This window comes from Arsukibacterium sp., from assembly GCF_018402695.1.
Taxonomy (GTDB): Bacteria; Pseudomonadota; Gammaproteobacteria; order Enterobacterales; family Alteromonadaceae; genus Alishewanella.
In genome coordinates this window covers 1-11766 of sequence record NZ_JAGYIM010000009.1, presented here as the reverse complement: position 1 = coordinate 11766, position 11766 = coordinate 1, and the positions used below count along the sequence as shown (strand labels likewise).

Below are 11766 nucleotides of genomic sequence, written 5' to 3'. Positions count from 1 at the left end.
AATAGCCTGAGTAACTGATTTTAACTCCGGTGTATCGATGCAGTGTGCCCGCCAATGGTGCCTCTGCTTGCGGAGTACTTGTTAATAGGATCTGGCGTCTACATGTTTAATAAATTGCGTGGCCTCTTTTCAAACGATTTATCTATCGATTTAGGTACGGCAAATACTCTGATTTACGTGAAAGATCAGGGCATTGTGCTGAACGAACCGTCAGTGGTTGCCATTCGGCAGGAACGTGCCGGTGGCCCGAAAAGTGTCGCGGCAGTCGGCCATGCCGCAAAACGGATGCTGGGCCGCACCCCGGGTAATATTAAAGCTATCCGGCCAATGAAAGATGGTGTCATCGCCGATTTCTATGTAACAGAAAAAATGCTGCAGCACTTTATCCGCCAGGCGCACAGCAACAGTTTTTTACGCCCCAGCCCGCGGGTGTTGGTATGTGTACCTTGTGGTTCAACTCAGGTCGAGCGCCGCGCCATTCGTGAGTCGGCGCAAGGTGCTGGTGCCCGTGAAGTGTATCTGATAGATGAACCCATGGCCGCCGCTATCGGTGCCGGCCTGCCCGTGTCGGAAGCAACCGGCTCTATGGTGGTGGACATTGGTGGCGGTACCACTGAAGTTGCGATTATTTCGTTAAATGGCGTGGTTTATTCATCTTCAGTGCGTATCGGTGGGGATAAATTCGACGATGCCATTGTTAACTATATTCGCCGTAACTACGGCATTTTAATTGGCGAAGCAACCGCCGAGCGGATTAAAACAGAAATTGGTTCTGCGTATCCAAGCGATGACGTATTGGAAATTGAAGTTCGCGGCCGTAACCTGGCCGAAGGGGTACCACGTAGCTTCACCATGACCAGCAACGAAATTCTGGAGGCTTTGCAGGAGCCACTGGCCGGCATTGTCAGCGCGGTAATGGTAGCGCTGGAGCAGGCACCACCAGAGCTGGCGTCAGATATTTCTGAGCGCGGTATGGTGTTAACCGGTGGTGGCGCCTTGTTACGTGACCTGGACCGTTTGCTGATGGAAGAAACCGGTATTCCGGTCGTCGTAGCCGATGACCCGTTAACCTGTGTTGCCCGTGGCGGTGGTAAAGCGCTGGAGATGATTGATATGCATGGTGGTGATGTATTCAGTTATGAGTGACAGCACGCTTACCCTAAGTGATAGTGCTCTTACTAAAGATTGGGCTCTTACCAGAATAGTTAAGTTATGAACGCTATTTTCAGCCGGGGCCCGTTGTTAGGACTACGTCTGTTACTGGCAGTGCTTTGCAGTGTCGGTTTAATGGTGGTAGACCGCTACACTGAGCGTTCTACCCAGCTTCGCAGTTTTCTTACTTCAGCGGTCAGCCCGTTGTTTTATATTGCCAGTTTGCCGGAAACCCTGCTTTCCGGCGCTACCGAGCAATTTATGTCACACCAGCGTCTGCTGGATGAAAATGCCCGCCTGAAAGAAACCCTGCTGCGCCAGAACGGCCAGTTGCAGCTATTGGGTTATCTGCAGCAGGAAAACAGCAAGTTGCGGGCACTGCTGGGGTCTGCACCGCTAGCCGATGGGCAGCGCCTGGTGGCGGAAATTCTTGCCGTATACAGCCATCCGTTCAGCCATCAGGTTGTATTGAATAAAGGTAAAAATGACGGTGTAACTGAGCATCAGCCGTTAATCGATGAGCGCGGTGTGGTCGGCCAGATTGTTAGTGTCGGGCCAACCAGCAGCCGGGCGCTGCTTATCTCAGATAATACCCATGCTATTTCGGTCCGGGCAGAACGCACCGGCATTCGTACGGTGGCCGAGGGCCTTGGCCAATGGGATTTGCTGCGGGTGATTCACTTACCGCAAAGCGCCGATATCCGGGTGGGCGACCGCCTGCTGACCTCAGGGCTGGATGGGTTATTTCCCGAGGGTTATCCGGTAGCCGAAGTCAGCCGGGTGCAGCAAGATGAAAGTCAGCCTTTTATGACTGTTTACGCCAAACCTTATGCGCAACTGGATAGAATTCGTCATGTACTGTTGTTATGGCCAGGTGCCCGGCTAGAAGATGTGCTGGATGCCGAGGAGCCAAACTAATGCGCAGAAACGGGGGGCTTGGGTTTATCTATTTATCTCTGCTGGTGGCGTTGCTGCTAACAGTTATGCCAATGCCGCAACAGGTAAAGTTATTCCGGCCAGACTGGGCTTTATTGGTGGTACTCTACTGGACGATGGCGTTGCCGGGACGGGTCAATATTCTTACCGCCTTTGTGCTGGGGTTTTTAACTGATGTGCTGGTTGGCACTGTATTAGGAGTTAATGCCCTGGCATTTTCAGTCGTTACTTTTATTGTCGCCGTTAACTATTTAAAGATCAGGAACTTTTCGGTCATTCAGCAAGCCTTACTGATAGGCCTGTTTTTAGCGTTGTATCATTTACTGCTGTTCTGGCTCAGTCACTTTTTAACCGGAGTATACTTTTTGCCCGCTTATTTGTGGCCGGTATTAACGGGCATGTTGGTCTGGCCCTGGTTATTCTGGTTGTTAAGACGCTACCGAAGGCAGTTTAAGATCCAATAATTGACGTTTCAACCCGACGAAGACCCTAACTAATGTATCCAGAAATTGCACTTGCATCTGCTTCACCCCGGCGTCGTGAATTGCTGCAGCAAATTGCTGTACCGTTCAGCCTGGTGCAGGTTGATGTCGATGAGCGCCGCCAGGGTAATGAAAGCCCACAGGTTTACGTTACCAGACTGGCCCACGCCAAGGCACAGGCTGGCGCTGAAAAACTAAAATTCTCAGTGCCGGTTTTGGGCGCAGATACTATTGTGGTGGTGGACCAGCATATTTTAGGTAAGCCGGTCGATCAGGCCGACTTCAGCCGGATGATGCAACTGCTGTCCGGGCGTTGCCATCAGGTTATGACTGCCGTGGCGTTAGTTGGGCAGCACAGCAGTAATGGCTGCTGCGTCAGCACCGAAGTGTGTTTCCGGCAGCTTAGTACTGCCGATATCGCCGCTTACTGGCAAACGGGTGAACCACGGGATAAGGCGGGTGGCTATGGCATTCAGGGCCAGGGCGGGCGTTTTGTCAGCCATATCAGTGGCAGCTACAGCGCTGTGGTCGGTTTACCATTGTGCGAAACGGATCGTTTATTACGTAACTGGCAGGAGCAGGCATGAGTGCAGAACTACTGTTAAACGTTACGCCCACAGAAACCCGGGTGGCCCTGATCGAAAATGGGGTGCTACAGGAGTTACATATCGAGCGCCAGGCCAAACTGGGTCTGGTTGGCAATATTTATGTGGGTAAAGTCAGCCGGGTATTGCCCGGCATGCAGGCGGCTTTTGTCGACATTGGCCTGGATAAAGCGGCCTTTTTGCATGCTTCTGACATAGTACAACACAATGAAAGCAATGAGCAGGACACTAAGCCCGCCGTTAGTAAGGACATCCGGGTACTGGTGCGCGAGGGTCAGCATTTACTGGTACAGGTGGTCAAAGATCCGCTGGGTACCAAAGGGGCCCGCTTAACTACCGACATTACCCTGCCTTCGCGCTATCTGGTGTTTATGCCAGACTCCAACCACGTTGGCGTATCGCAACGGCTGGAAAGCGAAGCGGAACGCAAACGCTTAAAAGATATCGTCAGCGACTGTCTGGATGACACCGGTGGCTTTATTGTCCGTACCGCCGCGGAAGGGGCCGGCAGTGATGAGCTGGTGCAGGACGCGAAGTTTTTAAAAAAGCTCTGGAGCAAGATAGTTAAGCGCAAGCAGAAAACCCGCAAAGAGGGCGTGGTTTATGAAGACCTTACCCTGAGCTACCGGATTTTACGTGACTTCGTTGGCAGCGAACTGGAGCGGGTGCGGATTGATTCTAAAATTACCTTTCAGCAACTTACGGCATTTTGCGAAGAGTTTATGCCGCATATTTCGCCGTTGCTGGAATATTACCCCGGCGAGCGCCCCATCTTCGATATGTTTGATGTTGAAAATGAAATACAGCGGGCGCTGGAGCGTAAAGTACCGCTGAAAAGCGGTGGCTACCTGATTATTGACCAGACTGAGGCGATGACTACTATTGATGTCAATACCGGCGCTTTTGTTGGCCATCGCAATCTGGAAGAGACTATATTTAATACCAATACCGAGGCGACGCAGGCCATCGCCCGCCAACTGCGGTTACGCAATCTGGGCGGTATTATTATTATCGACTTTATCGACATGCAGAGTACCGAGCATCAACGCCGGGTGTATCACAGCCTGGAGCTGGCCTTGTCGCGTGATCGGGCAAAAACTAATATTCATGGCTTCTCGGCGCTGGGCCTGGTAGAGATGACCCGCAAACGAACCCGGGAAAGCCTGGAGCATATTCTGTGCTCTGAATGTCCGGTATGTAAGGGGCGCGGTACCTTAAAAACAGTCGAGACAGTGTGTTTTGAAATTTTGCGGGAAATTGTCCGGGTAAACCGGGCCTATGCGGCAGATAAATTTGCAGTTTACGTGTCGCCGGTGGTGAAAGACGCCCTGACTACCGACGAGTTTCATAGCCTGGCGGAGTTACAGGTTTTTATTGGCAAACAAATAACTATTTATGGTGAGCCGATGTATACGCAGGAGCAATTTGATGTGGTGATGATGTAGTGCAACAAGCAACCCGGGTCTGCTTTTATTGTTTACATAAAATCTGGCTACTGCTGGCCATAGGCTTGGTGCTGCTTGCTACTCTGGTATCAATATTACGCCTGGCATTGCCCTATGCCGATAGTTATAAACATCATCTGAGAAGATCTGCTTGCCAACCAGCTGGGTACCGAGGTTCAGATAGCCGAAATCAGTGCCGGCTGGCAAAAGTTTGGTCCGGCCACGGTGCTGAACCAAATGCAGCTAGGTAAGCCGCAGCAGGAGGTGCAGCTAGTATTAAACAAACCCAGGTGCATTTTGATTTCTGGCAAAGTTTGCGCAGTCATGCAGCTGCGGGCCGAGCATTTGAACTCAGAGGCCTGCGTTATGCCATTGACAGCAGTACCTGCTTAATCGTCCGCAAACTGACTCAGCCACTGATACTGCCCCGGCAATTAACGCCCTGGAACAATTATTTTTTCGCCAGTTGAATCACTTTACCTTGCTTGACAGTGAGCTGGTGTTAACAGCAGAGGGCAGGACGATATTGTTATTGCGGTGCATAAGCTGGATTGGCGCAATGAGGGGGAGCGTCATCAGGGTATTGGTGAGCTTGCGGTTGCCGATATCACCGGCAATACCCTGTCTTTTTATTATCGATTTATATGGCGCTACCTTAGATCAGGCATTTGGTCAGATATTCCTGGAAAGCCGCCAGCTGGATATTTTGCCATGGTTTCAACAGTCGTTGCCACAAACTGGCCGTCTGGATCAGGCAGATATCAACTTTCAGGCCTGGGGCCGGGTCGACAAGGGTGAACTGCAGCGCTTTCAGATTGAGCTGGCGGATAACAGCTTAAGCTGGCAACGACAGGGTCAGGCGCATCAGCTGAAACTGGGGCCGGGCCAGCTGTTATGGCATCCTACTGCAGAAGGCTGGTCGCTCTATTCCGGGCCTTTAGCCTTGTCTGATGGTCAGGCGGTATGGCCGGACCTGACAGTACAGCTGCATAAAAAATCGCCCGGCTGGCATGGCCAGCTGCAGCAGTTAAAACTGGATGCGTTAGCACCGCTAAGTCAGTTACTCAGTGATGAAATACCCCAACTGGCGCGATTGACCACCACCGAATTGCAGGGTGAGCTAACCCAGGCGCAGTGGCAATTGCAAAGCCGGGATAACTGGCAACTGCAGGGTCAGTTAAGCAACCTGACTAAAATCAGCAGCACTGATCTGCCAGGGGTAGCCGGCCTGAACGGCGAGTTCTGGGCCGCACCGACTGCCGCAGGCTTAACCCTCGGCGGCCAGCAAAGTGAGCTGCAATGGCCCGCTATGTTCAGTGCGCCTATCCCCTATCAGCAGTTGCAGCTTAGCTTGCTGGCCAGAAAAACCAGCGCTGGTGACTGGCAAATCCAGCTACCCTCATTGCAACTCGACACGGCCGATTTTAACCTGGCCGGCAGTATGCAATGGCGTCTGCAACAACAGCCTGAGCTGAGCCTTTTTGCAGTATTAACCGGTGCCAGAGCCAGCGAAGTCGGGCGCTATCTGCCGCTACGTTACCTGCCAGAGAAAACCCGGGATTATTTGAGCAATGCGATCATCGATGGCCAGCTGGAGCAGGCTGCAGTGTTATGGCAGGGGCGACCTGCACAGTATCCTTTTGCTGCTGCCGAGGGTATATTTCAGGTTGAAGCAGTCGTTAGCGACGCCAGCTTTCAGTTTAATCCGCAGTGGCCTTCGCTGGAACAACTTAACAGCCGGTTGTGGTTTGAAAACGCCGCAATGCAAATCAGCACCGACAGCGCCACTATCGGTGGCATGGCGCTTCAGGGTAAGGTTACTGCTGAAATTGCTAACTTGCTTGATGCTAAATACCTGACAATCGACATCGACAGCGCCTTGCAGCTGGACGACGCCACTGGCCTGATTAACGCCTCGCCGCTGCGTGATAATTTAGGCAAGGTGTTACGGCAGCTGGCGCCGTCCGGCCCGGCCCGGGCTGATATTGCGCTGCAGCTGGGCTTACGCCAGCCTGCGGTTCAGGCAAGCGGCACTATAGCGCTTAACAACGTTAGTCTGGATTTAACCGCGCCGCAGCTGGCCATCCGTCAGCTAACCGGTCAGGTAACCTTCCGTGATAGTGACGTAAATGCAGAGAATCTTAAATTTAACTGGCGCGAGCTACCGGTAACGGCCAGCCTCGATGGCCAGCAGCAGAACGACCATTACCAGTTTAACCTCGCTGCTACGGCAACCAATGACAGCAGCAATGTGGTGCAGGCGCTGTGGCCTGACGCTGCAGCATTAGCCAGTGGTGAGCTGGACTGGCAACTCGCGTTAGCATTGCAGTTGCAAAATGATGACTTTAGCTACAGCTCGACCCTGAGGGCAGATTTAAGCGATGCAGCATTGCTGCTGCCGGCTCCCTATCAAAAAGCGGCAGCGACAGCGGCAAATCTTGCTATCGAGGCTGAGGGCAATAGTCAGCAGGGACTGCTCGAACTGAACTATGCTGATCAGCTGTATTTTACAGCTGAGCTTGACCATGCCAATGCTCAGGTGCGCCGGGCAAATCTAAGCCTGGGACCAGAGAATGCGGGGATTAACGGGCCGCACTTTACTATTGATATTGATGTCGCTCATGCAGAACTGCACCCGTGGCAACAACTGCTTAGTGAACAGCTGTTTAGCCGTAGCCAGGATAGCAGCGGGCTGATGCCGCCGTTAAGCAGGGTGCGTGGCAGGATAGCAAAACTTGGCCTGGTCGCGGACACCGCGCTGACCAATACCGTATTTGAACTGGAGCCGGGACCGGATGCCTGGCGTTTGCGCTTGCATGGCACTGAAATCGCCAGTCGTTGGGTGTTCAGTCACGACTGGCAGCAGCAGGGGCTACAAGCTGACATAGATTACCTGCATTTGCCATTACCCGGTAAATCCCCGGGCCAGTCCAATTTTCAAACAGTATCTGGTGAGGTAGATGCTCTGGTCACACCGGAAGAGCTGCTACCGCAACTTGAGGCCAGCCTGCTGACGCTGCCACCGCTAACGGTAAAATGTAACGATTGCTCAATTGGCAACTACCGGTTTGGCCAACTGCAGCTGGCCGCCAGCGGCCAGGGTGACCACTGGCAATTGTCTGAATTTACCAGTCGCTATAAGAGCAATGAGCTGACAGTGCAGGGCAGCTGGTTTCCTGATCAACAGTTAGGGGTGACCGAGCTCAGCGGTCGTTTTCAAAGCCCCAACCTGGGGGCGTTGCTGAATGAGTTTCAGCTGACAACCGGGATCAGTGGCAGCCGGGCTGAGATGAATTTTAACCTTAACTGGCCAGCGGCACCCACCCAGTTTGAGCTGGCAAAACTCAATGGTCAGTTGCAGTTTAACCTGGGCGAAGGGGCACTAACCGAAGTGAGCGATCAGGGCGCCCGGCTATTTTCGATTTTCAGTCTCGATTCGCTGGTGCGCAAGTTACGGCTGGATTTTCGCGACGTATTCTCCAAAGGTTTCTTTTATAACAAAATGAGCGGTGCCCTGGCCATTCATCGGGGGGTAGTGCAAACCAGTGATACCAGCATTGATGGCGTCCCCGGCAATCTGGCGATTCAGGGCTATGCTGATCTGGTTAATTCAGAGCTGGATTATCAAATGTCATTCTCGCCCAAAGTCACCTCCAGTTTACCGGTGATCATTGCCTGGATGGTTAACCCGGCTACGGGCCTGGCAGCGCTGGCGCTGGACGAAGTGTTTCAGTCGGCGGAAGTGATCTCGCGGATTAACTTTACTGTAACCGGTACCTTTGAGCAGCCGGTAGTAACAGAAGTGAATCGTCACAGCACCGAGGTGCCGGTACCGGTGCGGATAGCCCAGCCCGAGACCATAATGGATTTAGAGGAGCAACAACCCCGTGGCGACTAACTGGCGCTTATCGGCAATTCAGTTAACCAGCGCCCCGGAGCCTTTGGTTAACCTGGCGGCCGTAAAACAGTACCTGCAACAACTGCCCCAATCAGCGCAGCATCTGGTGTTGTTACCGGAGTGTTTTGCGGTATTTGGCGGCGGCGATAAATTACAGCTGGCCCATCAGGCCGTTATTGGCGAAGGTGCAATTCAGCAGGCCTGCCGGCAACTGGCCATTGAGTTTGGTGTGTACCTGGTAGCCGGCAGTCAGCCAACCGCTACTGCTAACCCCGAGCGTTTTGCCGCGAGTTGTCTGGTATACAGCCCCGCAGGTGAATTGCTGGCTGATTATCAGAAACTGCATTTGTTTGATGTCAACGTGGCTGACAGTACCGGCAGCTATCGCGAGTCGGCCACCACCTTGCCAGGTGAAAAGATCAGTTTATGTCAATTGCCCAGCCTGAAACTGGGGCTGAGTATATGCTATGATGTGCGCTTTCCCGGTTTAATGCAGGCGTTAGCCGCACAGGGTATGCAAGTGTTAACAGTACCATCGGCGTTCACCCGGCCAACCGGTGCGGCCCACTGGCATACATTGTTACAAGCCAGGGCCATTGAAAACCAGTGTTTTGTGCTGGCGGCTAATCAAACCGGGGTGCATGCGAATGGTCGCGAAACCTATGGCCACAGCCTGATTATCGACCCCTGGGGTGAGATACTTGCTGACGCCGGCACCGGTCCCGGCTGGATATCGGCGCTGGTTGATATAGGCCAGTGCCAGCAACTCGGCCAGAAAATGCCGGTCCACCAGCATAATCGTTTTAACAGTGAGCTGAAATAATGAATGCAGTTGAACAGAATTTACTTACCGCCTCAGATCTCAGCATGGCTGATTTGGAGCACTCCCTTGGCTATTTATTTGGCCATCAGCTCGATTATGCCGATTTATATTTTCAGTCCAGTGTCCATGAATCCTGGGTACTGGAAGATGGTCTGGTAAAAGACGGCTCATTTAATATTGAACGTGGTGTGGGTGTGCGGGCGATAAGCGGTGAAAAAACCGGTTTTGCCTACGCTGATACCATTAGCGCTGCAGCGTTACAGCAAGCTGCAGGAGCCGCGCGTGGCATTGCCAGCCATGGCCAGCAGGGCCGGGTGAAAGCATTCAGCCGCAGTGGCAACAGCAATATTTACCTGCCATGCGAGCCGCTGCAAAGCCTGAGCAATACCGAAAAAGTAGCACTGCTTAATCAGATTGAAGCCTTTATCCGCAGCCTTGACAGCCGGGCCGAACAGGTCATGGTCAGCTTGTCGGGGGTGTATGAGGAAGTCCTTGTCGCGGCCAGCGATGGTACCTTTGCAACGGATATCCGGCCGCTGGTCCGCTTAAACTGTTCAGTGCTACTGGAACAGGATGGCCGGCGCGAACGCGGCAGTGCCGGTGGTGGTGGCCGTACCGATTACTTATATTTCAGCGAACTGGTAAATGCCCAGCCGCGCTGGCAGCAATATGCCCGCGATGCGGTGCGAATGGCCCAGGTTAATTTAACCGCAATAGACGCGCCGGCCGGTACCATGCCGGTGGTGCTGGGTTCGGGCTGGCCTGGCGTGCTGCTGCACGAAGCAGTTGGCCATGGCCTGGAGGGCGACTTTAACCGCAAAGGCTCCTCTACTTTCAGTGGTAAAATCGGCCAGCAGGTTGCATCCAAACTATGCACCATTGTTGATGACGGTACCCTGGCGCATCGGCGCGGCTCGCTTAATGTCGATGATGAGGGCGTGCCCAGTCAGCACAACGTGCTGATCGAAAAAGGCATCCTCAAAGGCTACATTCAGGATAAACATAATGCCATGCTGATGGGCGTGAACCCAACCGGTAATGGCCGGCGCGAGTCGTTTGCTCATTTGCCAATGCCGCGGATGACCAACACCTATATGCTGGCCGGCGAGCATGATCCGGCGGAAATTATTGCCAGTGTGAAAAAGGGTATTTACGCCCCGAATTTTGGTGGCGGCCAAGTGGATATCACTTCGGGTAAATTTGTCTTTTCGGCCTCAGAGGCTTATTTAATTGAAGATGGCAAAATCACCAGCCCGATTAAAGGCGCTACCTTAATTGGCAACGGCCCGGCGGCGATGCAGCAGGTGTCGATGGTGGGTAACGACTTAGCGCTGGACACTGGGGTGGGCGTTTGTGGTAAACAGGGCCAGAGCGTGCCGGTAGGGGTTGGCCAGCCAACCCTGAAGCTGGACGCCATGACCGTTGGCGGCACTCAATAACCAATAAAGATTAACAACAGGAAGCAACAATGGCTGCATTTGGTAGTGTTTTTATGCCACAGATGGCATTAACCCGTTTTGAACAGGGCGCCTGGAGCACCCCACAGATCGTTTCTGCAGACAGTATCAGCCTGCACCCGGGTGCGCACGTGCTGCATTATGCCAGCACCTGCTTTGAAGGTTTAAAGGCTTTTAAACACAGCGATGGCTCGATAAATTTATTCCGGATGGAGAAAAACGTCGCCCGCCTAATTCAAAGCAGCGCGTTGTTATCCCTGCCGCAGCCCGATGCCGCGACCTTAAGCCAGATGATTATTGATATTGTCCGTCAGTACGCCAGCGATGTACCCGAGCCGCCAGGCTCAATGTATATCCGGCCAACCCATATTGGTACTGAAGCCGCCATTGGCAAAGCCGCGGCACCAACAGCCAGCTCCATGTTGTATGTGCTGTTATCGCCGGTTGGCGATTACTTTGCCGGTGGCAGCAAGCCGCTACGGTTGTTGCTGGAGCAAAATGGCGCCCGCTGTGCGGCCCATATGGGCATGGTAAAAAGCGGTGGTAATTACGCCAGCGCGCTGCAACCGATTTTAAAAGCGCGGGCCAGTGTCCAGGCAGATCAGGTACTGTTCTGCCCGGGCGGTGATGTCCAGGAAACCGGCGCGGCAAACTTTTTGCTGATTGACGGCAATGAAATTATTACCAAGGCGCTGGACAGCAGCTTCCTGCATGGGGTTACCCGCGATTCAGTGCTGACCCTGGCCCGTGATATGGGCATGACGGTATCTGAGCGGGAGCTAAGTGTTACTGAGTTACTGGAACGTGCAGCCAAACCGGGTACTGAAGCGGCTTTGTCAGGCACCGCCGCGGTACTAACCCCGGTAGGTACTTTAATTGCCGATGGTACCGAGCATAAAGTGGGTAGCGGTGAAGCCGGCCCGGCTACGTTAAAACTGCGCCAGGCGCTGAATGATATTCAGTGGGGC

At 53.2% G+C, this 11766-nt stretch carries 9 protein-coding genes; all 9 read left to right on the top strand.

The genetic code is table 11. The features are described from left to right. Positions 1-102: 102 nt before the first annotated feature. Complete coding sequence (locus KG631_RS02060) at positions 103-1146, top strand: rod shape-determining protein (protein ID WP_019677307.1); 1044 nt, start codon at positions 103-105, stop codon at positions 1144-1146. 66 nt (positions 1147-1212) lie between these two features. After that, positions 1213-2070 carry a rod shape-determining protein MreC gene (mreC, locus tag KG631_RS02055; RefSeq protein ID WP_213995014.1) on the top strand — a complete coding sequence of 286 codons (858 nt, stop codon included), beginning with the start codon at positions 1213-1215 and terminating at the stop codon, positions 2068-2070. Continuing rightward, the gene (gene mreD / locus KG631_RS02050) at positions 2070-2552 is read left to right on the top strand and encodes a rod shape-determining protein MreD (protein WP_213995013.1); all 483 of its coding nucleotides are present in this window, start codon (positions 2070-2072) and stop codon (positions 2550-2552) included. The genes mreC and mreD overlap by 1 nt, the downstream gene beginning before the upstream one ends. A gap of 32 nt (positions 2553-2584) precedes the next feature. Continuing rightward, a complete protein-coding gene (locus KG631_RS02045) occupies positions 2585-3157 on the top strand; it encodes a Maf family protein (protein ID WP_213995012.1) in 573 nt (190 codons plus the stop codon). Then, positions 3154-4620: a ribonuclease G gene (gene rng / locus KG631_RS02040; RefSeq protein ID WP_213995011.1), complete on the top strand. Its 1467-nt coding sequence runs from the start codon at positions 3154-3156 to the stop codon at positions 4618-4620. The genes KG631_RS02045 and rng overlap by 4 nt, the downstream gene beginning before the upstream one ends. A gap of 466 nt (positions 4621-5086) precedes the next feature. Then, complete coding sequence (locus tag KG631_RS02035; protein ID WP_365868051.1) at positions 5087-8518, top strand: YhdP family protein; 3432 nt, start codon at positions 5087-5089, stop codon at positions 8516-8518. After that, positions 8508-9341 (top strand): carbon-nitrogen hydrolase family protein, encoded by an 834-nt coding sequence (locus tag KG631_RS02030; protein WP_213995010.1) that lies wholly within the window; start codon positions 8508-8510, stop codon positions 9339-9341. The genes KG631_RS02035 and KG631_RS02030 overlap by 11 nt, the downstream gene beginning before the upstream one ends. Further along, positions 9341-10780 carry a metalloprotease TldD gene (tldD, locus tag KG631_RS02025; RefSeq protein WP_213995009.1) on the top strand — a complete coding sequence of 480 codons (1440 nt, stop codon included), beginning with the start codon at positions 9341-9343 and terminating at the stop codon, positions 10778-10780. The genes KG631_RS02030 and tldD overlap by 1 nt, the downstream gene beginning before the upstream one ends. A 29-nt stretch (positions 10781-10809) precedes the next feature. Beyond that, positions 10810-11766, top strand: a 957-nt coding sequence (locus KG631_RS02020; protein WP_213995008.1) for a branched-chain amino acid aminotransferase, incomplete at its 3' end; no start/stop codon positions are given.

Excerpts from the sequence above, each read along its gene's own strand:
- mreD (WP_213995013.1), top strand. The coding sequence starts at position 2,070 with ATGCGCAGAAACGGGGGGCTTGGGTTTATCTATTTATCTCTGCTGGTG.
- KG631_RS02060 (WP_019677307.1), top strand. The coding sequence starts at position 103 with ATGTTTAATAAATTGCGTGGCCTCTTTTCAAACGATTTATCTATCGAT.
- rng (WP_213995011.1), top strand. The coding sequence starts at position 3,154 with ATGAGTGCAGAACTACTGTTAAACGTTACGCCCACAGAAACCCGGGTG.
- mreC (WP_213995014.1), top strand. The coding sequence starts at position 1,213 with ATGAACGCTATTTTCAGCCGGGGCCCGTTGTTAGGACTACGTCTGTTA.
- KG631_RS02045 (WP_213995012.1), top strand. The coding sequence starts at position 2,585 with ATGTATCCAGAAATTGCACTTGCATCTGCTTCACCCCGGCGTCGTGAA.
- tldD (WP_213995009.1), top strand. The coding sequence starts at position 9,341 with ATGAATGCAGTTGAACAGAATTTACTTACCGCCTCAGATCTCAGCATG.